18 protein-coding genes are annotated in these 22851 nt (G+C 67.3%); 12 read left to right on the top strand and 6 right to left on the bottom strand.

Going from position 1 to position 22851, the window contains the following annotated elements:
* Positions 1-424 precede the first annotated feature (424 nt).
* The 9 genes from AC1DKV_RS25160 (at position 425) to AC1DKV_RS25120 (ending at position 10447) form a co-directional block, all read left to right on the top strand.
* A complete protein-coding gene (locus tag AC1DKV_RS25160; protein ID WP_477138244.1) occupies positions 425-1786 on the top strand; it encodes an amino acid permease in 1362 nt (453 codons plus the stop codon).
* A 271-nt stretch (positions 1787-2057) separates the two neighbouring features.
* The gene (locus tag AC1DKV_RS25155) at positions 2058-2462 is read left to right on the top strand and encodes a nuclear transport factor 2 family protein (protein ID WP_441614372.1); all 405 of its coding nucleotides are present in this window, start codon (positions 2058-2060) and stop codon (positions 2460-2462) included.
* A gap of 42 nt (positions 2463-2504) precedes the next feature.
* Positions 2505-3944: an NAD(P)/FAD-dependent oxidoreductase gene (locus AC1DKV_RS25150; protein ID WP_477138241.1), complete on the top strand. Its 1440-nt coding sequence runs from the start codon at positions 2505-2507 to the stop codon at positions 3942-3944.
* 54 nt (positions 3945-3998) lie between these two features.
* Entirely contained in the window at positions 3999-5255 is a 1257-nt protein-coding gene (sorA, locus tag AC1DKV_RS25145) for a SorA family sulfite dehydrogenase catalytic subunit (RefSeq protein ID WP_477138240.1), read from the top strand.
* 11 nt (positions 5256-5266) lie between these two features.
* A complete protein-coding gene (gene sorB, locus AC1DKV_RS25140; RefSeq protein WP_441614378.1) occupies positions 5267-5920 on the top strand; it encodes a SorB family sulfite dehydrogenase c-type cytochrome subunit in 654 nt (217 codons plus the stop codon).
* Between the two features lie 149 nt (positions 5921-6069).
* Positions 6070-7617: an aminotransferase-like domain-containing protein gene (locus tag AC1DKV_RS25135; protein WP_477138239.1), complete on the top strand. Its 1548-nt coding sequence runs from the start codon at positions 6070-6072 to the stop codon at positions 7615-7617.
* Between the two features lie 90 nt (positions 7618-7707).
* Positions 7708-8628 carry a transcriptional regulator GcvA gene (gcvA, locus tag AC1DKV_RS25130; protein ID WP_477138238.1) on the top strand — a complete coding sequence of 307 codons (921 nt, stop codon included), beginning with the start codon at positions 7708-7710 and terminating at the stop codon, positions 8626-8628.
* Between the two features lie 121 nt (positions 8629-8749).
* Positions 8750-9223, top strand: coding sequence for a RidA family protein (locus AC1DKV_RS25125; protein WP_441614384.1), 474 nt, complete (start codon positions 8750-8752; stop codon positions 9221-9223).
* A 27-nt stretch (positions 9224-9250) separates the two neighbouring features.
* On the top strand, positions 9251-10447 hold the full coding sequence (locus AC1DKV_RS25120) for an aminotransferase class V-fold PLP-dependent enzyme (RefSeq protein WP_441614386.1): 1197 nt from the start codon (positions 9251-9253) through the stop codon (positions 10445-10447).
* A gap of 63 nt (positions 10448-10510) precedes the next feature.
* On the opposite strand, the gene AC1DKV_RS25115 is transcribed toward AC1DKV_RS25120, so the two are convergent.
* The 6 genes from AC1DKV_RS25115 to AC1DKV_RS25090 all read right to left on the bottom strand — a co-directional run bounded on the left by AC1DKV_RS25115 (position 10511) and on the right by AC1DKV_RS25090 (position 19610).
* Entirely contained in the window at positions 10511-11503 is a 993-nt protein-coding gene (locus tag AC1DKV_RS25115) for a 2-hydroxyacid dehydrogenase (RefSeq protein WP_477138237.1), read from the bottom strand.
* A 60-nt stretch (positions 11504-11563) separates the two neighbouring features.
* Positions 11564-13156, bottom strand: coding sequence for an aspartate:alanine exchanger family transporter (locus AC1DKV_RS25110; RefSeq protein ID WP_477138236.1), 1593 nt, complete (start codon positions 13154-13156; stop codon positions 11564-11566).
* 162 nt (positions 13157-13318) lie between these two features.
* Complete coding sequence (locus AC1DKV_RS25105) at positions 13319-14509, bottom strand: acetate/propionate family kinase (RefSeq protein ID WP_441614391.1); 1191 nt, start codon at positions 14507-14509, stop codon at positions 13319-13321.
* 4 nt (positions 14510-14513) lie between these two features.
* Positions 14514-15452: a phosphate acetyltransferase gene (locus AC1DKV_RS25100; protein ID WP_477138235.1), complete on the bottom strand. Its 939-nt coding sequence runs from the start codon at positions 15450-15452 to the stop codon at positions 14514-14516.
* Between the two features lie 50 nt (positions 15453-15502).
* Entirely contained in the window at positions 15503-17851 is a 2349-nt protein-coding gene (locus AC1DKV_RS25095) for a DUF3141 domain-containing protein (RefSeq protein ID WP_477138243.1), read from the bottom strand.
* A gap of 601 nt (positions 17852-18452) precedes the next feature.
* Positions 18453-19610: a hypothetical protein gene (locus AC1DKV_RS25090; RefSeq protein ID WP_477138234.1), complete on the bottom strand. Its 1158-nt coding sequence runs from the start codon at positions 19608-19610 to the stop codon at positions 18453-18455.
* A gap of 617 nt (positions 19611-20227) precedes the next feature.
* Between AC1DKV_RS25090 and AC1DKV_RS25085 the strand changes: the two genes are divergently transcribed.
* The 3 genes from AC1DKV_RS25085 to AC1DKV_RS25075 are packed head-to-tail and all read left to right on the top strand — an operon-like array spanning position 20228 to position 22807.
* Positions 20228-21718 carry a DUF3300 domain-containing protein gene (locus tag AC1DKV_RS25085; protein ID WP_477138233.1) on the top strand — a complete coding sequence of 497 codons (1491 nt, stop codon included), beginning with the start codon at positions 20228-20230 and terminating at the stop codon, positions 21716-21718.
* 16 nt (positions 21719-21734) lie between these two features.
* Positions 21735-22652 carry a DUF2950 domain-containing protein gene (locus AC1DKV_RS25080; protein WP_477138242.1) on the top strand — a complete coding sequence of 306 codons (918 nt, stop codon included), beginning with the start codon at positions 21735-21737 and terminating at the stop codon, positions 22650-22652.
* Positions 22649-22807: a hypothetical protein gene (locus AC1DKV_RS25075; protein ID WP_441643529.1), complete on the top strand. Its 159-nt coding sequence runs from the start codon at positions 22649-22651 to the stop codon at positions 22805-22807. The genes AC1DKV_RS25080 and AC1DKV_RS25075 overlap by 4 nt, the downstream gene beginning before the upstream one ends.
* Positions 22808-22851 lie beyond the last annotated feature (44 nt).

Below are 22851 nucleotides of genomic sequence, written 5' to 3'. Positions count from 1 at the left end.
CCATCGATCTGCAGATGAATCACGGCAAGACCACCATCATCGAGATCATGTGCACCCGCGAGCTCGGCGACCCGTTCCGCCGCGATGCGCTCGCCAAGCCCGTGCGCACCCTCGACAAGTACAAGGACTTCGTCTGAGTCCCTGTGAGGCCGGCAGGTATCGGCAGCCATGCAGATCAGCAGGCGAGCACGCGATACGCCCTTGCCCGGCCCGCCGGGCAAGGGCGTATCCGACCCTCGCGTCAGGCGGCCGCGCGCAATGCGGCACATGACGCAACGACCACGGCCCCCGGGGCGGCGAGCCAATCGCCGACCTACTATAGAAACCGTGGCGCATGACCCCTGAGCAATCCAGGAGACTAAGCAAAGTGATTCACGATCAGYAGCAATCAAGCGGCCTCAAGCACGGGCTGAAGCAGCGCCACATGACCATGATCGCGCTGGGCGGCGTGATCGGCGCCGGCCTCTTCGTCGGCAGTGGCGTGGTCATCCGGTCCGCGGGTCCCGCCGMCGTCCTCTCCTTCCTCATCACCGGCCTGCTGGTGGTACTGGTGATGCGCATGCTGGGCGAAATGGCGTGCGCGCTGCCCACCGTCGGCTCCTTCTACGAATACGCCCGCGAGGCCTGGAGCGACCGCCCGGCACTGGGCGGCCTCGCCGGCTTCCTGACCGGCTGGATGTACTGGTATTTCTGGGTGATCGTGGTCGCGCTCGAGGCCGTCGCCGGGGCCGACCTGGTGCGCTTCTGGCTACCCGATGTGCCGGGCTGGAGCATCAGCCTGGTCTTGCTGGTGATGCTCACGCTGACCAACCTGATCTCGGTGAAGTCCTTCGGCGAGTTCGAGTTCTGGTTCGCCTCGATCAAGGTTGCCGCCATCGTGGTGTTCCTGTTCCTGGCGGGGCTGTTCGTGCTGGGCATGTGGCCCGGCGCCAGCGCCAGCGTGGCGCACCTGAGCGCGCATGGCGGCTTCGCGCCGAACGGGATCATGCCGGTGCTGACCGGCGCGGTCGCGGCAACGGGCTTCTACTTCGGCGCGGAGATCGTCACCATCGCCGCGGCCGAGACCGCCGAGCCGCAAAAGGCAGTGGCCAAGGCAACCAGCTCGGTCATCACCCGCGTGCTGGTGTTCTACGTCGGCTCGGTGCTGCTGGTGGTCTGCCTGGTGCCGTGGAATTCCGCCGGCATCGCCACGCCGTATGTGAGCGCGCTCAAGGCCATGGGCATCCCGGCGGCCGCGCAGATCATGAACGCGGTGGTGCTGACCGCCGTGTTGTCCGCGCTGAACTCCGGCCTGTACGCCTCCTCGCGCATGCTGTTCGCGCTGACCAAGCGTGGCGATGCGCCCAAGGCGCTCGCCACGCTGAGCCGCAACGGCGTGCCGGTCAGGGCCATCCTGTTCGCCACGCTGTTCGGCTACGGCGCGGTGGTGATGTCCTACGTCTCGCCKGACAAGGTGTTCGCCTTCCTGGTCAACTCCTACGGCACCGTCGCGATCTTCGTCTACATCCTGATCGCCATCTCGCAACTGCGCCTGCGCAGCCGCCTCGAGCGCGAAGCGCCGCACCGGCTCAAGGTGCGCATGTGGGCCTTCCCCTACCTGACCTATGTCGCCATTGCCGGCATGGTCGGCATCGTCGTCGCCATGGCCTTCATCCCCGACCAGCGCACCCCCCTGCTGCTCGGCGTGGCCAGCCTCGGCATCCTGCTCGTCGCCTACGCCGTGCGCCAGCTATGCCGCAAGCATGGCGTCGCCGCGCACATGCCGGAGATACGGCGCGCCGACTGACGCACCGCCCGGCCGMCCCGCCCCGCGATGCCGGCATCGCGGCGCCAGCGCGCCGCCGGGACCGCGCTCGTGGCCGTGTACATGCTGCCTGCGGCGCTCCTGATGCGCAGCTGCGGCTAGCCCATCGCAGCGGCCCGTTCCGCCCGCCGCTGGCCCAAACGATTGGCGCGCTCTGGCCCTACTGCATTGCACGCCATCTCACTATGCTGACGTCATAAGGCGCGCCGCTCCGCGTGGCGCGCCATTCACCAACGATATCCCGGAGACCCCGATGACCACGTCCCAAGTTACCACCACGACCCTGCAGGCCTTCGCCGACGCCTGGAACCGCCACGATATCGAAGCGCTGATGAGCTTCATGGCCGACGACTGCGTGTTCCATGCCGTGGCCGGCGGCGAGCTGTTTGGCCGCACCTTCGCGGGCAGGGAGGCGGTGCGCGAGGGCTTCCAGCTGGCATGGCAGGCATTCCCCGATGCCGCCTGGCTGGATGGTGAGCACTTCGTCAACGGCGAGCGCGGCGTGAGCGAATCCACCTTCCGCGGCACCAGGGCGGACGGCACGCGCATCGAAGCGCGCATGGTCGATGTGTTCACCTTCCGCGACGGCAAGATCGCCGTGAAGAACGCCTACCGCAAGGACCGCCCCCCTGTCGCGGTGAACCGCGCAGGCAACTGAACCGGATCCGGCCCCGCCAGAGGGCACATGAGGAAGACAGACATGGATGCCACCGCAGCACGACTGATCCTGCCCGAAGACCGCGCCACCGCGCCTTCGCGGCCCTACGATCCCGCCTACGACCCGCTGGTCGCGCCCACCCCTGGCCAGGGGCGCGAGTACGCGCCCACCTACTGGATCGGCACTGCCGGCGAGCCGCCGCCCGACGACGGTCCGATCACCCACGATATCGACGTGGACGTGGCCATCATCGGCTCCGGCTTCACCGGCCTGACCTGCGCGATCTTCCTCGCGCAGGAACACGGCATCAAGGCCACCGTGCTGGAGGCAAACCGCGTGAGCTGGGGCTGCAGCACGCGCAACGGCGGCCAGGCGCAATGCGCCTCGGGCCGGCTCAAGCGCTCGCAGTGGATCCAGCGCTACGGCCTGGACACCGCGCTGCGCCTGCACGAGGAAGTCTGCGACGGCATGGAGACCTTCAAGGGCCTGATCAAGGACATCGACTGCGATCCGCAGCCGGGCGGCCATCTCTATATCGCCCACCGCGCCAAGGTCATGCCCGCGCTGGAGAAGGAAGCCAAGGTGCTGCGCGACGTGTTCAAGTACGACGCGCGCATCCTGGACGCCGACACCGTCAAGCGCGAATACGTCGACGACAAGGAAGCGGCAGGCGCCATGCACGAGCCGGAAGGCATCGGCATCCACGCCGGCAAGCTGGCCTTCGGCTACTTGCGCCGCGCGCGCGCGCTGGGCGCCAGGGTGCATCCGTCCAGCCCGGTGCTGAGCTGGGAGACCCGTGGCGGCGTGCATTACCTGAAGACGCCGGGCGGCATCGTGCGCGCCCGCGCGGTCGKCGTGGCGACCGGCGGCTACACCTCGCCGGACCTGCACGCCCAGCTCAAGAACCGCCTGTTCCCGATCCTCTCGAACTCCATCGTCACCCGCCCGCTGACGCCCTCGGAGCGCGCCGCGTGCAATTTCCGCACGACCCAGGTCATCACCGATACCCGCATCCTGCGGCACTACTACCGGCTGATGCCGGACGGGCGCCTGCAGATCGGCAGCCGCAGCGCCATCACCGGCAACGATGCACCGCAGCACAAATACAAGGACAAGCTGGTCAGCGACCTGCACCGCAAGTTCCCCGCGCTCGAAGGCATCCAGATCGACTATTCTTGGTGGGGCTGGGTGGATGTCAGCCACGACATGATGCCGCGCATCTTCCAGCCCGACCCGGCCCAGACCATCTATTACGCAATGGGCTACGGCGGCAATGGCGTGATGTACTCCGCGCAGGCGGGCAAGCGCATGGCGGCGCTGATCGCGGGCAAGAGCGCCGGGCCGGAGCTGCCGATCTTCCGCTCGGCGCTGCCGTTCCCGAATGTGCGCGAGATGGTGGAGGCGCAGGCGTTCGCGCCGTTCCGCCGCTTCGGGCAGTGGTTCCTGTATCGCTGGTATCACATGAAGGATKAAGTGATCTAGCCGATCACGGGCTGGCACCAAGACCCAAGACCATAAGAAGACGAGGAGACAGGCATGGACCAAAAGCACCATCCCGCACCATCCCGGCCAGGCCGCCGCGGCGCGCTGCGCGCCCTCGGCGCGCTGGGCGCAGGCGCGGCGCTGACCCATCCCGCGCTCGAAGCGCTGGCGGCCGGCGCTGCCGGTGCGCGGGTCGAGATGCCGTTCGAGAATGGCGAGCGCGAGCTMATCGCCTTTCCCCAGAAGCGGCCGCTGATCCTGCTCACCAGCCGGCCGCCGCAGCTCGAAACGCCCTTTGCCGTGTTMAACGACGGCGCGATCACGCCCAACGACGCCTTCTTCGTGCGCTACCACTGGAGCGGCATCCCCACCAGCATCGACCCGCAGGCTTACCGCCTGCGCGTAGGCGGCAAGGTCAACACGCCGCTGGAACTCTCGCTCGACGAGATCAAGCGCCTGTCCACCCCGGTGGACCTGGTGGCGGTCAACCAGTGCTCGGGCAACAGCCGCGGCTTCTTTTCGCCGCGCGCCAACGGCGGCCAGCTGGGCAACGGCGCCATGGGCAACGCGCGCTGGACCGGCATCCCGCTCAAGGTATTGCTGGAGAAGGCCGGAGTGCAGGCCGGCGCCTTGCAGGTGAGCTTCGACGGCATGGACCGCCCACCGCTGGAAGGCGGCCCGGACTTCGTCAAGGCGCTGGCCATCGACCACGCGCTCGACGGCGAGGTGATGCTCGCATGGGCCATGAACGGCGCGGACCTGCCCATGCTCAACGGCTACCCGCTGCGGCTGGTCGTGCCCGGCCACTACGGCACCTACTGGGTCAAGCACCTGGCCAACATCCAGGTGCTCGACAAGCCGTTCGACGGCTTCTGGATGACCGCCGCCTACCGCATCCCCGACAACGCCTGCGCCTGCGTGGCGCCCGGCACCGCGCCCGCCCGCACGGTGCCGATCAACCGCTTCAACGTGCGCTCCTTCATCACCAGCCTGGCCGATGGCGCCAGGCTGCATGCCGGGCGCCAGACCGTGCTGCGCGGCATCGCGTTCGACGGCGGCTTTGGCGTGGACGAGGTCGCCTTGTCCACCGACGGCGGCCGCACCTGGCGCGCGGCGCAACTGGGCAAGGACCTGGGCCGCTACTCCTTTCGCGAATGGACCGCGACGTTCACGCCGCCGAAGAAGGGCGAGTACGAGCTGAAGGTACGCGCCAGCAATCGCATCGGGCAGAGCCAGCCGCTTGCCGCCCTGTGGAACCCGGCCGGCCATATGCGCAACGTGGTGGAAACCACCCGCGTGGTGGCGGCATGAAGGAGGCAGCCATGCAACTCGTCAAACCCGGGCGCCGTGCCGGCTTCATGCTGGCGCTGGGCTGCCTCGCCGGCGTGCCGGCCGCGCACGCGCTGGAGATCACCCTGCCGCCCGAGACGGCGCGCTACACGCCGAGCGAATTGCCCGGCTACCGGCTGGTGCAGCAGAACTGCATGACCTGCCACTCCGCGCAGTACGTGCAGACGCAGCCGCCGTCGTCGCCGCGCGGCTACTGGGATGCCACCGTCAAGAAGATGAAGAAGCCCTTCGGCGCGCCCTTCCCGGATGAAGACATTCCGGCCATGGTCGACTACCTCAGCAAGACATACGGGGCGGAGCGCACGGCCTACGCGGGCACGGCGGCGCCGCAAGGCGCAGGGGCCGCGGCACCGGCTGCCGTCGCCACCGCCGGCAGTCACGATCCCCTKGCCCTGATGGCGGCCAACAACTGCAGCGCCTGCCATGCCGTCGACAAGAAGATCGTAGGACCGGCGTTCAGGGACGTGGCGGCAAAGTACGCGAACCAGCCCGGCGCCGCGGCGCTGGTGGCGCAGAACATTGCCGCCGGCGGCGCGGGCAAGTGGGGCCAGGTTCCGATGCCGCCCTACCCGGGCCTGGCCAAGGAGGACCTGCAGAGCCTGGCGCAGTGGATCCTCGGCCGTTGAGGGGAGCGCAGCGGCCACGCCATCGCTTCTTGCACGCCGCCCGCCGGCCTGCGGGCAACCCGCATATCGCCGGGGCGCGGCATCGCCCATAATCTGCCGCTCGTCACGACGGTCACGACAACTCAGGCAGGAGCGGGAGCGCAAGCGGCATGGCAAGCATGGGCAAGGCGAACACTTTCTGGAACCGGCTGTTGCAGCTATCTCCCGATTCCGGCGTCAGCCTGCAGGCGCAGTTGCGCCAGCGGCTGGTGTCGGCCATCCTGGCCCGGCAGTTGCCGGAAGGCAGCGCCCTTCCCTCCAGCCGCGAACTGGCGGCCACCCTCGGCATCGCGCGCAATACGGTGATCCTGGCCTTCCAGCAACTGGTCGAGGAACACTTCCTGGAGACCCGCCCGCGGCGCGGCTACTTCGTGGTGGAGCAACTGCCCAGCGCGGCCAGGCCGGCAACGGCATCGTCGCAGGCGGCGTCCACCGGCGCCAACGGCGCCTGCGCGGGCGAGACCGCGGACGGCGCCCAGGGCGGCGGCCCCGACTGGACCGCGCGCCTGCCGGACATGACCGGCAGGCGCGCCATCGTCAAGCCCAGCGAGTGGCAGAACTATCCMTACCCCTTCATCTACGGCCAGTTCKATCCCGCCTTGTTCCCCACCGCCGACTGGCGCGAATGCTCGCGCATGGCGCTGGCCGTGCTGGAGATCCGCGGCTGGGCCTCGGACCTGATCGACCGGGACGATCCGCTGCTGATCGAGCAGTTGCAGAAGCACATCCTGCCCCGGCGCGGCGTGTGGGCCAACCCGGACGAGATCATGGTTACGATGGGCGCGCAAAACGCGCTCTACCTGCTGGCCGACCTGCTGATGCAGGGCGCGCGGGTCGGGCTGGAGGAGCCGGGCTACAACGACGCGCGCCACATCTTCGGCATGCGCGCGCGCGAAGTGGTGCCGCTGCCGGTGGACGAGTCCGGCCTGTGTCCGGATGCCGCGCTGGCGCAATGCGACTACGCCTTCATCACGCCCAGCTACCAGTGCMCCACCACCGTCACCATGCCGCTGGAGCGGCGCGAGACGCTGCTGCGCGAGGCGCGCCGCCACGACGTGGTGCTGATCGAGGATGACTACGATACCGAGAACCCGGCGCTGACCCAGCCCGTCCCCGCGCTCAAGAGCCTGGACCGCGACGGCCGCGTCATCTACGTGGGCAGCCTGTCGAAGTCGTTCGTGCCCGGCATCCGGCTCGGCTATATCGTCGCCCCCGCCGCCGTGATCCGGCAGGCGMGCGCGCTGCGGCGCTTCATGCTGCGCCATCCGCCCGCCAACAACCAGCGCGCCACCGCGCTGTTCATCTCTCTGGGCCACCACGATGCGCTGCTGCGCCGCGTGGCGCCGATCTTCCAGCGCCGCGCCGGAATCCTGCGCGAGATGCTGGCACGCCACCTGCCGCAGGCGCGCGCGCACAACTCGCCCGGCGCTTCGTCGTTCTGGGTGGAAGGCCCGCCGGGGCTCGACGCCCGCAAGCTGGCCGCGACCGCGCTGGCGCACGGGGTCATCATCGAGCCAGGTGACGTGTTCTTCTCCACCGATGCGCCCTCCCCGCATTTCCGCATGGGCYACACCGCCATTGCCGACGAGCGCATCGAAGAGGGCGTCAAGCTGCTCGGGCAGCTGGTCGGCCAGGCGGCGGGCCCGGCCGGGCGCTGATGCGGCCCCTGGCCGTGCGGCCCTGCCGCCGGCACGCACACGGCGGGCAAGGAGTAGCATGACGCCCTGCCCCAGCCATCGATCCAGCTCATGCGTTCCACGCGATCCCTGCCGCCCCTCCTGTCATTGCGGGCCTTCGAAGCCGCCGCGCGGCGGCTGAGCTTCAGCCAGGCCGCGCAAGAACTGTTCGTGACGCAAAGCGCCGTCAGCCACCATATCCAGCGGCTGGAGGCCGACCTGGGCGTGGCGCTGTTCGAGCGCCGCACGCGGGCCGTGGCGCTGACCGAGGCCGGCCAGGCCTACTACGCGCAGGTACACGCGGCGTTCGAGCTGCTGCGCCTTGGCACCGAGCAGGTTCGCGCCCCCGCCGCCGCGCGTACCGCGCTGAGCGTCGGGCTGCTGGCGTCGTTTGCCACCCGCTGGCTGGCGCCGCGGCTGCCGGCGTTCACCGCGGCCCGTCCCGACATCGACCTGCATCTGCGTCCCGATATCGCGCTGGCCGACGTCGCCGGCGGCGAGGTGGACATGGCGATCCGCTATGGCCAGGGCGCATGGCCCGGCGTGCGCGCGCAGCTGCTGATGTCCGAGCGCCTGTCGGTGGTATGCGCGCCCGCACTGATCGCCGGTCCCGCCCGCCCGCGCCAGCCGCAGGACCTGCTGCGCTACCCGCTGCTGGCCTCGCATGCGAAGCAACCGTTCGAGTGGAACGCGTGGGCGCATCGCTTCGGCCTGGACCTGAGGCAGGCGCAGACCGTGCAACTGCACKACTACAACATCGTGGTGGAGGCGGCGCTGGCCGGGCAGGGCCTGGCGATGGGCCGCCACCGCCTGATCGCCCCGCAGMTGGCCAGCGGCAAGCTGGTCCAGGCGCTGCCCGGCACCATGCTGGACGACCCCCGCATCGGCTGGTGGCTGGTCATGCCGCGCGGCACGCCGGGCGAGGCCGCGCAGGCCTTCCGCGCCTGGCTGATGGAGGCCGTGGCGCAAGATCCGGCAGGCGCCATGCATTAGCCCTGCTCATGCATGGTGCGCAAGAACTGGTTTGTCACAGGCTCCCGCTGCCCGTAGGATGAGGCTTTCCCGTCCCGGCCGGCCGAAGCTGCGCCAGCCGGGCTAACCAGGCATCCCCGACATGACCCAATCCCTCGGCGCCCGCGTGGCCGATCTCGGCCTCACCCTGGAACCGGCGGCCGCGCCCGCCGCCAACTACGTGCCGTTCGTGCTGGAGGGCAATGTGCTCTACGTCTCCGGCCAGATCTCGCGCAGGGACGGCCAGCCGGCCTATCTCGGCCGCCTCGGCGACAATATCGCCGAGGACGACGGCGTGCAGGCCGCGCGCCTGTGCGCGCTGGGCCTGCTGTCGCAGATCGCCGCCGCCACCGGCGACCGGCTGGACCGCGTGGCGCGCGTGCTGCGCCTGGGCGTGTTTGTCGCCAGCACGCCTGACTTCCACCGCCAGAGCGCCGTCGCCAACGGTGCCTCGGACCTGATGGTGCAGGTTTTCGGCGAAGCCGGCCGCCATGCGCGCAGCGCGGTCGGCGTGGCGGCCCTGCCCAGCGGCGTGGCCGTGGAAGTCGAGGCCGTGATCCTGCTGGCCCAGCCCTGAACCCTGTCGCGCGCCTCCGGAGGTCCCATGCCTGCTCCMCTCACACCCGCCGCCGTGGAGGCGCTGCGCGCCCGCGCGCCCGGCACCCGCACCACCACGCATTTCAACCATGCCGGCGCCTCGCTGCCGTCCGCCGCCACGCTGGAGGCGATACAGGCCCAGCTCTTGCGCGAAGCCACGGCCGGGCCGATGGAAGCCGGCGTGGCCGCGCGCGCGCAGACGGCACGCGCGCGCTCCCTCGCCGCGCAGCTGGTCAACGCCGAGCCCGCCGAGATCGCCCTGACCACCGGCAACTCGCCCGGCTGGGGCGCGGCATTCGCCGCGCTGCCGTCGTGGCGGCCCGGCGACCGCATCCTGGTCGCGCGCCACGAATGGGGMGGCAACCTCGCGGCCATGCGCCTGGGCGCGCAGCGCGCGGGGGCGACGATCGAGGTGATTCCGTCCGACCACAGCGGCGCGGTCGATCCGCGGGCGCTGGAGGCCATGCTCGATGAGCGCGTGCGGCTGGTCTCGCTGACCTGGCTGCCGGCCAATGGCGGCCTGATCAATCCCGCCGCGGCCATCGGCCAGGTGACACGCCGCCATGGCATCCCGTACTTCATCGATGCCGCGCAGGCCGTAGGCCAGCTGCCCATCGACGTGGCCGAGCTGGGCTGCGACGTGCTGACCGGCGCAGGCCGCAAGGCGCTGCGCGGCCCGCGCGGCACCGGGCTGCTGTACGTGCGCAAGGACTTCCTGCCCCGGCTCACGCCCGCCTTCGTCGACACACACTCGGCGCCGCTGGGCGCGGACGGCGAGCCCGTGCTGCGCGGCGACGCCGCCCGCTTCGAGTCGGCCGAAGCCGCGAAGGCAATGCACTGCGGGCTGGCCAATGCCTTGCAGGAAGCCCTGGAAATCGGCCTCGGGCCCATCCGCGCGCGCATCGACGCCACCGCGCAGGCACTGCGCGCGCAACTGGCGGCGATCCCCGGCGTGACGGTGCTGGACCAGGGCCGCGAGCGCTCCGGACTGGTGGCCTTCAACCTGGCCGGCCATGGCGCGGCAGACGTGCAACGCAGCCTCGCGCAGCGCGGCGTGACGATCGGCAGCAATGGCATTGCCTATACGCCGCTGGACATGAACGCGCGGGGGCTCAGCGAGGTTGCGCGCGCTTCGGTCAGCTACCTCACCACCGAGGCGGAGATCGACAAGTTGATCGAAGCGCTGCGCGCGCTGGCCCGCTAGCTAGCCCGCAAGCCCGGTAGCCCGGCAGGAACCGGCTATGCAAGACCGGAGCCGGGCGTCATGTCAGGCCTTGATTTCATTGCTCAGCGCCTGGCCCGACGCGAATTCGGTCACGTTGCGCAAGGTCGTCTCGCAGATCGTCGTCATGGCTTCCCGCGTGAAGAAGGCCTGGTGGCCGGTCACGATGACGTTGGGAAAAGAGACCAGGCGCTGCACCACGTCGTCCGAAATGATGGTGCCGGAGAGATCGCGGAAGAACAGATCGGCCTCCTGCTCGTACACGTCGAGGGCCAGCCCGCCCAGCTGCCCGCTCTTCAGCGCCTCGATCGCGGCCTCGGTATCGACCAGCCCGCCACGGCTGGTATTSACCAGCAACGCGCCGCGCTTTGCGCGGGCCAGCGAGTCGGCATTGATGATGTGATACGTCTGCGGGGTCAGCGGACAGTGCAGGGAAATGATATYGGCGCTGATGCCGATCTCGCCCGGAACGGCATAGCGAGCCCCCAGGGCCTCGAACTCGGGCGAKGGGAAGGCATCGTAGCCGATGACCTCGCATCCGAAACCGATCATGATCCTGGCGAACACACGGCCGATCTTGCCGGTGCCGACCACGGCGACGGTCTTGCCGCAGAAATCGAACCCCATCAGCCCGTCGAGGGAAAAATTGAAGTCCCGCGTGCGGTTGTAGGCCCGGTGGATCTTGCGGTTGACCGCCAGCAGCAGGGCAACGGCATGCTCGGCGACCGCGTTGGGCGAGTAATTGACCACGCGTACCACCTTCATGCCAAGCCCTTGCGCGGCCTTCAGATCAACGTTGTTGAATCCGGTGCAGCGCAGTGCGACCAGGCTCGTTCCGCCACGCTTGAGCGCATCGAGCACCGCGGCATCCGCCGTGTCGTTCACGAAGATACAGACCGCGTCGCAGCCMGCGGCAAGGCCGACCGTGTCCATATCCAGCAGGTCATCGAAGTACTTGAGCTGATGCCCCTCGGCGGCGTTGGCCGCATCGAGATACTCGCGGTCGTAGGGCTTGGCGCTGAATACGGCAATTTTCATCGCGTGTCTCCCAGGAGGATGGAGGTTCGCTGTTCCGGGGAACGTGACGACCTGGCGAGGCTAGCCCCCGGCCAATGCCCCGACGATCTGCACGAACAGGATCTTTGCAATCGTCATCGAAGGAAAAATCATGGCACAGCCGAGGTCGGGCTGGTCCGTGGGGGCCACACGATTGGCAAAGGCCAGGATCGCCGGATTCCCGGTCGCGCCGGAAATGACGCCCACGGTGATGTCGAACGGCAACTTGAAAACCCACAGGCAGATCAACGCCGTGATCAGCACCAGCGCCAGCACGATGGCAATGCTGTAAAGCAGGAAGGAGATCCCCGTCACGCTGATGGTGGCAAAGAACTTCGGCCCCGAGGCGATGCCCACCTGCGCCAGAAAGATGGTCAGGCCGAAATTGCGCAGAACCAGATTGGCCGACAAGGGCATGGTCCACACGAACGGCCCGGACCGGCGGATCTTGCCAAGATAAAGCGCGACCAGCAGCAGCGMGGCCAGCCCGAGGCTCAGCTTGCCGGCGCCCGGAATCGGCAGCGGGATCATGCCAGCGAGCAGCCCCACCGCCGCACCGATGCCGATCGAGATGAAACTCAGCTCGGCGGTGCCCTTGATGGAGTCACCGAAGAACTTGCGCATCGCTTTTACGTGGGCACGATTCACCAGCAGGCCGACGCGGTCGCCGACCTCGAGGACGAGGCCGGGGCCAGGCAGCATGTCGGCATCGCCCCTGCGCAACTGCACGATCGAGCAGACAACCCCCTCGGGAAAGCGGATGTCGCGCAGCGCCAGCCCGACCACCGCGCGGCTCGATGCAAACACGCGGGCATAGTCGAGATCCTCCCGGTGGCTGCTCATCCGCCCCGGCTGCAACTCGCCCAGGAGCGCGGCTGCGTGCTGGAGCACCGCCGGGTCGGTGGCGGTCGCCAGCAGGACATCGTCGGCCCGCAGGACCAGGTCCTCGCTGGGCAACTGGTTATGGTGTTCGCGGCGCACCGCGGCAATTGCCATCCCGGCGGGCAGGCGCGCCTTCAGTTCGGCGAGCTTCAGGCCGATGAACTCTCGGTTCATMAGGGAAATCTCCGCCGTTTCGATGACCTTTTCCGGCGGCGGCTCGATCTTTACCTTGAGCACCGCGCCAAGGACATAAAGGGCCAGGATCGGACCGGCCACGCCGAAGGGATAGGCCACGCTGTAGCCAACCGCGGCGCCGTCRTTCTTCATGACCGCAATGATCGCCTGCAAGGTCGCCGTGCTGGTGCCTGAACCCGCGAACATCCCCAGCGATTCATCCAGCTTGACACCGAACAAGGGCACCAGCGCCAGCGACACGAATCCGGCGCCGACCACGCCCAGGGCGGCGGCGGCATTGGCCTTCAGTCCTCGAGCACTGCTMAGGCCCGCGAAAAACTGGCCGCCGTACTGGATACCAATGCCATAGAGGAACAGCAGCAGGCCGAGAGTCCCGATGAGTGCGGGTGGCGCCGCTTTCGGCGCAAATCCCCCAATCGCCAATCCGACGAACAGCACGGCCCCCGATCCAAGCGAGACCCCCTTTACATTGATCTCGCCGACAACGTAACCCAGGGCCACGGTGAGGAACAAAGTGAACAGCGGCTGGGTCTCGAACAGCGTCCTGACTGCATCCATGGCCGGCTCCTTCTTGTCGGAACAGAGGATCCGCGCATCGGCGCGCGCACGGATCAGCTCAAGCCGTCGCGCGCGACCCGGATTCCCTCAATCGGGTGAGATTCGCTCGGCAGGTAAACCTGGCCATCGTTTCGCGCCCGGTGGCGGAGGGCGGAACGGCATTCAGTGCGGCATCACGTCGATCAGCGACCTGGTATGCCTTGCGATCATCAGTTCCTCGTTGGTCGGGATGACCCACACGGACACCTTGCCGGAGGCCGTGCTGATCCTCGGCCCGCCCGCGGCGTTCGCCGCGTTATCCAGGGCAACGCCAAGCCAGGCCGCCTGCCGGCAGACCTGCTCGCGAATCAGCGCCGCATGCTCGCCGACGCCCGCGGTAAACACCAGCGCGTCCAGGCCTTGCGCCGCGGCGGCAAGCGAGCCCAGCTCCCGCCCGATCCGGTACGTATAGAGCTCGATGGCGAAGCGGGCGAGCGGCGCATCGCTGGCGAGCAGCGCGCGCATGTCGCTGGAGACGCCCGAAACGCCGAGCAGCCCGGACTGGCGGTAGATCAGGTCTTCGATGGCACGCGCATCCATGCCGAGCTCATCCATCAGGTAAAGGATGACACCGGGATCCAGATTGCCGCAGCGCGTGCCCATGGGCAGCCCGTCCACCGCGGTGAATCCCATCGTGCTGGCGACACTCCGGCCAGCCACCAGCGCGCACATGCTGCTGCCGTTGCCCAGATGGGCCACCACCGTCCGGCCCGCCGCGGCGCCAGCGTCGACCGCCGGCAGGACGCTGGCGATGTATTCGTAAGACAGCCCGTGAAAGCCGTAGCGCCGCACGCCGTGCCGCGTGACCGAGGCAGGGAGCGCGAATGCCTGCGCCACTTCCGGCTGCGCCCGGTGAAACGCGGTGTCGAAACAAACCACTTGCAGCAGTTCCGGTCGCCGCTGCGCGAGAATGCGGATCGGCTTGAGGTTGTGCGGCTGGTGCAAAGGCGCCAGCGGGCTCAGGGCCTCGAGCGCCGAGACCACCTCGGGAGTGGCCCTGGTTGCCTGCGTGAACTGCATCCCGCCGTGCACCACGCGGTGCCCCACCGCGACCAGATGATGGCCTTCGCCGTGCCCGCGCAGGAAATCCGCGAGGAATGCGATGGCCCCGCCATGCCCCAGTTCATTCCCGTCGCCCCAGTGCTTGCTCTCCACCTCCGCGCCGGACGCATTGGTGGCGCGAAAGGCGGGCGAGGTGTAGATCCCGTCGAGACTGCCGCGCAGCACCAGTTCCGGCTCGTCGCCGTGCGCACCGAACGCACTGAACTTGATGCTCGACGAGCCTGCGTTGAGTACCAGTATCAAGTCGGCCACAGCGTCACCCCATTGTCTTTCCCGCCTCGCGGCGCGCCTTTGCCACCAGCGCGGCAACCGCGCAGGATGCCAGCCGGGTCGACACGGAGTCTGCCCTGCTGGTGAGAATGATGGGCACCCGCGCGCCGAGCACGACGCCGGCCGCATCGGCGCCAGCGAGAAAGGACAGGCTCTTGGCAAGCATGTTGCCGGCCTCCAGGTCGGGCACCAGCAACACATTGGCGCGACCCGCKACCGGCGAATCGATCTGCTTGATGCGCGCGGCCTCCATGTCGATGGCGTTGTCGAGCGCCAGCGGGCCGTCGACGATCGCGCCGGTGATCTGGTGGCGGTCTACCATCTTGCACAGCGCGGCAGCCTCGATGGTGGACGGGACCTTCGGATTGACGGTCTCCATCGCCGACAGGATCGCCACCCTTACTTCCTTGAATTGCAGCGCATGGGCCAGATCGATGGCGTTCTGGAGGATGTCGGCCTTCTCGGCGAGCGTGGGCGCAATGTTGACAGCCGCGTCGGTGATGATCAGGGCTTCCTCGTGCCMCGGCACGTCCATCACAAAGCAGTGACTGACACGCCGGGCAGTGCGCAAGCCGGTGTCGCCCCTGACCACGGCCGCCATCAGTTCATCGGTGTGCAGGCTGCCCTTCATCAAGGCCTCGGCCTTGCCTTCGCGCACCAGTTGCACGGCAGCGGCGGCGGCCGCCTGGCTGAAGGGCGCATCGACGATCGGGTACAGGCTGATGTCGATACCGCTGGCCCTGGCCGTTTCCTCGATGCGCGCGCGGGGGCCTACCAGTGCGGGGGCGATCAGCCCCAGCTCCGCGGCTTCTACCGCGGCCTCCAGCGAGCTCCGGTCACACGGATGCACCACCGCCGTYGGCGTTGGCGGGATGGACCTGCAAAAATCGATCAGCCGCTGGTACTTCTCGTGCTTGGTGTCCACCCGCAATCCTCCTGCTGTCAACGGCCGTGGCAAGCTGTATCCCGGCGCCCTCAGGCACGCGCAAGGGTGGCCGCGCGGCGCGCGCGCTCTGGCTTGCCTGCCAGGGTTGTCCGGATGCGCGCGAGCATCGCCACCTGCTCGGCCGTGGGCTTGCTGCCAAGCACGCGCGCGTCTGCCGACAGCTTGTCGAGCAGCGCCAGCAGCCGTTCGCGGTCGGCGGGATCCTGGAGCAGGACCGGCAGCGTMTCCAGGGCCTGCTCCGGTGCATACCGCACGGTGATCTCCTGCTGGCCGCGAATCTTGCGCCATTCGTGGGGCGCCAGTTCGGGCAGGTATTCCGCATAGTCGGCGACCATCTCCTTGCGCATCTCCAGGCGCGAGAGCGGCAGCGGCTCCCCGTGGCGCATCAGCAGCAAACCCACCCGGCTGAGCGCCTCCACATAGCCGCCGCTGGCCACCGCGGCCAGGGCCGCCGTGACCTCCGGCAATRCCGCCGGATCGACAGYCGCGGCCGGCGCGGTCCGGGCAGACCCCTTGTCGCCAAAATACAGCGAGAACATATTGGCGTAGATGCCGAAGAAGGACGCCTCCGTCATGGCGTCGCGCATGGCCCTGTAGCCATCGAGCGCCGCACTGACGACCTCGGCCCCGGCCTGCTCGCGCTGGCGCAGCGGATGGTCKGGCTCCATGGCCTGCCGGTTTGCCCTGACGGCGTCGGCGGCGGGGCCCAGCYAGGCAAGCCAGGGATTCATATCCGACAGCGCCCAGTTCTGCACGCGCAGCGGGTGAAACTCCCGCAATAGCCGTGCGGACATATCGCTGGACATTGCCTGCACGAACGGTTGCGCGAACAGTTCATAGGCGCGCTGGTTGAAATCGGACAGCGCAGCCACCGCCTCGAACGGCTTCTCGTCGGCACGCTGGAAGCGATTGAGACGCGCAGCGACGTCTTCGAGGCGATGCTCGCGGAACTCGACGTCATATTCGACCTCGCCGTTTTCTCCTTTTTGCGCGCGCTCGGTAATGACCATGCCATACAGCCCGGGCGGCAGCAACTCGATGCTCTTGAGTACCGAAACGATCTGCGCGTGCTCCTTTTGCGCAACCTTCCCGGAAACGAAGATGCCCAGGTGACCGATATTCTGGTGAACCATGCCGACGATGACCTGGCCTAGCGCCTTGATCTGCTCGGTGCTCTCATACAAATCCACGACCCAGTTGAATGCCTGCTGCGGCGGGGTGATGTTGTCCCCCATCGAGGCGAACAGCACGATGGGGGATTTGATGGCACGCAGGTCGAAACCCTTGCCGCCCGCGCCCTTCACATCGCCGGACCACAGCTTGTTACCGACAAACAGATTGCGGGTGATCCACTCGATCTCCTCGCGGTTCATCAGGTAGTAGCCACCCCACCAGCGCTCGAACTCCAGGAAGCGCGGCGGTTCCGTGTCAGCCTTGTTGTAGAGGTTGAAGTATTTGTCCCACAGGCTGTTGGCGGGATTCAGGTTCTCGAAGTTCTGCACCAGATGGGCGCCATCGAACTTGCCGTTGCCGAGATCCGCGGTGAAAGAGGACAGCCAGGTCCCGCCCAGCAGCCCCCCTGCATAGCGCATCGGGTTATCTCCCTCGTCCTCGCTCMAGGCTCCGCTCCAGTACGACATCGGCGCACCGTTGATCACGATGGGGCCGGTGTCGTCCGGGTCGGACGCGGCCAGCATCATGGCCGCCCAGCCACCCTGGCAATTGCCGATGATGGCCGGCTTGGGGCTGTCCGGATGCAACGCACGGACCTTCCTCACGAACACCTGCTCCGCTTCGCAGACGTCGAGCAAGGTCTGGCCCGGTTCGGGATCGCGGAAGAAAATAACGAAGTAGACCGGATGACCCGCACGCAATGCGACGCCCACCTGCGAATCGTCCTTGAAGCCCCCGATGCCGGGACCATGACCGGCGCGGGGGTCGATGATCAGGTAGGGGCGGCGGTCCTCGCCGACCTGCACGCCCTCGGGAGGCGTGATGCGCAGCAGCGCATAGTTCACCGGCCGCGCGAACTGGCGGCCGTCGAGGACGAATTCGTAGTCGAAGTGCAGCACCGGCTTCAGGCCCTGCACCGCGTTCTCGACAAACTGATTGCCGCGCTGGCGCAGCGTGTCCCAGAAGAGAATGGMGCGCTGCGCCGCATCCCCCCCGTATGCGTAACAACTCAAGGGATCGGCGCCGGCCATCAGCCTGGCGGCGGCCACCGCGCCATCCCCACTGCCATCGCCATCGCCATCGCCATAGGCGGACCTTACCCGACGACCCAAGGCCGCTTGCGCGTTCTTGATGCGTTTCTGGAGCACCAGACCGGTCTTGATTCCGATCTCATGGGCATGCTCAAGTTGCTTTCCGGCATCCATGGTATTGACCTCGACAGCGAGTCCTTCGGGCATCCGGGTCCCAGTACTCTCCGGGCAACCGGCGCAGTGCATCTCGTTCGTCCAAGCTAAAACCCGCCGCCGGCAGAGCGCCTGTTCCTGCGACGCTGCAGGGCTCGCATGAGCGGCTCGCGCCATCGGACGTGCKGCAAAGCGAAAACGCCAACCACTTGCTGCTTGTGTCTCTATCTTCTTCGCTCCACCCGCCGACACATTGACTCGTCGCAAAGAAATGGCTGCCTTGTGACAGGAATACGTCCTGGCGAGCCTGCGGGGCCACGACATTGGGGTGCATAAGACACATCTACAAAACCACGCCGCCATGGAAGCGCCGATTCTGCTGGAAGGCCTGTGTCAAAGGCGGGATGCCGCCTGAAATAAAAAGCCACGATGTGGCCGGCTGGTGGAGTATAGGAAGGGTTGCCGCCGATCGCTAGGTTGCCCCGCTTCAGTTCCTTGGGCCGGGATGCCGGCGCCGTGTGTTCTTCACCGATCCACGGTGGCGCAGCTCGGGATGACCGAGCTGGCGCTCGACGACGCGAAACGGGCGCTCCATGTGGTGCGCCAGCAAGTCCGCCCGACTTCAATCCGTGGGCGTTTTCCCGCCGCCATCGTCAGTGAAATTGTAGAGATGCGTGTTGTCCGGAGTCTCCCCGATCTTTGTACCGCGCGGCTGGAACCGGATATGGCGACGGAAATTCTCGCTGTCCGACCTGGCGCTCTGGGTGGCAAGCTCGACTGCCTCGGGATAAGCCATCGGGCGCTTCTCCTTTTCGATCTCGAGCAGCATCGTCTGTTCGCTCACCCGCACGCTGTATTTGACCAGATTGTAGAGGAGATACATGGCGAAGAGGTTGTCGAAGTCCTGGTAGGCGCCCTCCTCCCTGCGGAAGTCCAGGGACAAGACCGAGGGGAAGCGATTGGGCAGGTCTTTGAAGGCCACCTTCTCCTCCTCGTGCGGATCCACATAGGTCGAGCCGCCGTACTTCTTGTACAGCACCACCTCCATGCCGTACTGGCGCTTGCCCCACTCCTTGATCAGCTTCATCGCCATCTCGGTAGGGACGTTGGCCCTGGCGGCCGCCACCACCCGCCGTCCGGACAGAAACCTGGCGCTGGTCACTTCCAGGTCCTTGTAGCCAGCGCCAAACTTGAATGCGGCGCCGATGGTCTTGGCGCAGTTGAGGCGCAAGTAGTCGTACTTGACCTCGCCGCTGTGATACTCGGTATCCCTGGCCCGCTGGTGATAGTCGTCATTGATGCGTCCGAAGTAAGCCGCCAGGGCCTCCTTGTCGCTGGCCGGTACGCCGTGCACGCGCACGCCGATAACCGAGCGTTTGTAGATCTCGCCGAAGTCGAGGCCAAACGAGGCCGTCTCCCCGACCGAGGAGACAGTCTTGAACAGGTATTCCTTCTTCGGGATGGCAACCATCAGGTCCGTGGTGTAGTAGCCACTTTCGTGCTTGCGCGTACGGTCGGCATAGAAGTTGGCTGAGTAGACCAGATCGTCGCCACGCGCGTCGTCCCGGATCGCCAGCGCGAAATGGCCGGCCGATCCGCCCTTGGAGGTGCCGAAACTGATCAGCAATTCCAGGTCATAGGGATCCTCGCGAAGGAGGTCGGCAATCTGATCGATATTGGCGGGCTCGGGACCGGCCTTGCTACCGAAGTCGGCGGCGGCCGCCMCCGCTGACAAGAGAACGGCTATCACCACGAAACAAAGCGCCAGCCTCGTCTTCATGACTCCCCCTGTGCCCTCGAATACCTCGGATACCGCGGCTCCGCCCGCAGTGGTTCATGGCCCATTATCGGCTGCCGGGGGCCTTGATGCATCGCTGAATATCCGTCGAGGGGCCCGGCGAGTCTTCAGGTTCCGGCCTTGCCCGTTGAATCCGCCCCAGCCAAGGCCGAAGCCAGCTTGCCGGCCCGGTGACGACAAGCTGTGCGGGCGGGCCCTGTCTCTTGCTGCGCTACCGCGACAAGACGCCGTCATGGGCTTGATCGAGCACAATCATTCTGGATGGATTCTTCTTATTTCGACTTCTGAAAAATTTCATGGTGGCGTGCGTGACGGTTGCGCCTAGAGTGGGCACAAAGGACCTACAGAACACAAATGTCCGTCCGGTTTCCCTCTGACTTGTGGCGCGGGCTTCGAGGGAAGCCGGAGCTTGTCTCGCCCTGGTTCCGGAGCAGCCCAGGCTACATAGCCACCGGACCCAAGAATACGGCTCTCCAGATCCGGGCGGGAACGTTCGCCGGTGCGCTTGCCGGACATTGCCGTGTCCCTGAGCGAGCGCGGAGCTGGGGCACGAAGTCCGATAGGGTGTCCGGCTAAACCGGGCCCTGGGAGGATTGGGGATGAACCTTTGGCTGAGGTGTTTGTTCCGTCATGCCGGCGCATGGCTGTTCGCCGCTCTGACGATGATTTCCTTCAACGCTCATGCGCAAGCCGCATCGGACCAGCCGGCCGCCTTCAAGCCGGAAGAACTCGAGGCACTGGTCGCGCCCATCGCGCTCTACCCCGATTCCGTGCTGTCCCAGGTCCTGATGGCATCGACGTATCCGCTCGAGATCGTGCAGGCCGCACGCTGGGTCAAGGCCAACCCGAAAGTAAAAGGCGACGCCGCGCTCAAGGCGGTAGAGAACCAGTCATGGGATGTCAGCGTGAAGTCGCTGGTTGCCTTTCCGCAGGCTCTCGAGCCGATGAACGACAAGCTCGACTGGACGCAAAAGCTGGGCGACGCTTTCCTCGCCCAGGAGAAAGACGTGCTGGCGGCGGTGCAGCGTCTGCGGGCGCGGGCGCAGCAATCGGGCAACCTCAAGTCGAACGAGCAGCAGAAGGTGATCGTGGAGCCGGCCGCGGCGCCGGCTGCGGCGGCGCCGGCGCAGGGACAGCCCGCCAGCCAGACGGTCGTGCGGATCGAGCCGGCGGACCCGCAGGTCATTTACGTGCCTTCCTACAATCCGACCGTTGTCTACGGCGCCTGGAGCGCCCCCGCCTATCCGCCGTACTACTGGCCACCCTATCCTGCCTACTATCCGGGTGCCGCACTGGCCACCGGCTTTGCATGGGGCGTGGGGCTGGCCGCGGCGGGGGCCATCTTCGGCAACTGCAACTGGGGTGGCGGCGACGTGAACATCAACGTCAACAAGGCCGCCAATATCGACCGCAACTTCGACCGCACCAAGGTGCAGGGCGGCGGAAAATGGCAGCACGACGCCGCGCATCGGAAAGGCGTGGCATACCGGGATAACGCTTCGCGCGAGAAGTTCGGCGGCAGGAGCGGGGCCGGTGCCGACAGGCGCGACGATTATCGTGGCCGGGATGGCGGTCGGGGCGCGTCTGACCGGGCGTCCGTGGCCGACCGCCAGGGGCGTGGCGACCGCGGTGGTGCCGGTGACCGTGGTGGTGTCGGCGACCGCGGTGGTGCCGGTGACCGTGGCGGTGCCGGCGACCGCGGTGGTGCCGGCGATCGTGGCGGTGTCGGCGACCGCGGTGGTGCCGGCGACCGTGGCGGTGCCGGCGATCGCGGTGGTGCCGGCAATCGTGCCGGCGTGTCGGATCGTGCCGGGGGCGGTGGCGGAATCGGAGGCGGCGCGGGCGGCGGTCGCGATAACGCCTTCCAGGGCGTAGGCGGGGGTGGCGCCTCGGCCCAGCGTGACTTCGACCGGGGCCGCTCCAGCACGCAGGCTGCCGGACAACACCAAGGCGGCGCGGCCAGAGGTGGCGGTGGCGGATTCAGTGGCGGTGGCGGTGGCGGCGGTGGATTCAGTGGTGGTGGTGGTGGTGGTGGTGGCCGTGGTGGTGGCGGATTCGGAGGTGGTGGCCGTGGCGGCGGTAGGCGCTAACCTGGGGGAAGCGATCATGGACTMGACACAACGACTTCCCCGCTCCCGGTCTTGCGCCTGGGGCAGTGCCATCGCCATGGTGCTGGCGCTGCTTGCCTGGGGTATGGCCCCGGCCCATGCGCAGAAGGATTTCAGCTCTCCCGAGGCTGCGATGAACGCCCTTGGCGACGCAGTGGCCACCAGCGACGATGATGCGATGAAGTCCCTGTTTGGCGCCAACTATCACGACCTGATCCCGCCGGTCGGCGCAGACATTCGCTACCGCTTCCTTGAGGCCTGGAKCCAGTCGCATGCCATTCGCCCGGAAGGKAAAGACCGCGCCCGGATTACGGCCGGCAACGATGGCTGGACCTTGCCCATACCACTGGTGAAGAACGCCAAGGGATGGCATTTCGATATCCGCGCCGGCGCCGAGGAAATGCGTGTGCGCCGCATCGGCCGTAACGAGCTGGCGGTGATGCAGACCTTGCTCGCCGTTTGCGATGCGCAGAACGAGTACGCGCAGATGAGCCAGCAGGCACAGGGCATATCGGTGTATGCCATGAAGCTCGTCAGCACGCCCGGCAAGCGCGATGGCCTGTATTGGCCAACCAAGCCCGGTGAACCGCAAAGCCCGCTGGGACCTGCGTTCCTCGAGGCAGGCATGCGCAGCAAGGCCCAGGGCGGCTACTACGGCTATCACTACAAGCTGCTTACCTCGCAGGGCAGCCATGCCCCGGGCGGCAAGTATGACTATGTCGTCAATGGCAAGCTCTTCGGCGGATTCGCGGTKATCGCGTGGCCGGTTCGCTACGGGGATACAGGGATCAAGAGCTTCATGGTCAGCCATGACGGGCGGGTCTTCGAAAKCGACCTTGGCCCGAACGGCCAGGACAAGGCGCTGGCGACAAGGTCCTATGACCCGGGCCCGGGCTGGAAAGAGGTGACCCCGTGATATCCATCCCGATGCCTGCAAGTATCGGCGCCGATGCCGACGATAAGGAAACAGGCGCCTTCCTGGCCAGCTACGGGTTTCCTGCATCCGACAAGACCGGTTTCTGGAAAGGCAGCAAGGCCGGCGCGCCGGTGCTGCAGGAGCGCTTCAATTAGCACACCGCCCGCCGGGATCGTGGGGCGATTCGCAAAAACACGGA

This window comes from Cupriavidus sp. 05T41 (assembly GCF_056396525.1).
Note: the sequence above shows the minus strand (reverse complement) of the source record. Positions and strands in the feature narration are given on the sequence as shown.

Bases quoted from the DNA above. Each gene is read 5' to 3' on its own strand.
- AC1DKV_RS25155 (WP_441614372.1), top strand. From the start codon at position 2,058: ATGACCACGTCCCAAGTTACCACCACGACCCTGCAGGCCTTCGCCGAC.
- AC1DKV_RS25125 (WP_441614384.1), top strand. From the start codon at position 8,750: ATGACCCAATCCCTCGGCGCCCGCGTGGCCGATCTCGGCCTCACCCTG.
- AC1DKV_RS25085 (WP_477138233.1), top strand. From the start codon at position 20,228: ATGAACCTTTGGCTGAGGTGTTTGTTCCGTCATGCCGGCGCATGGCTG.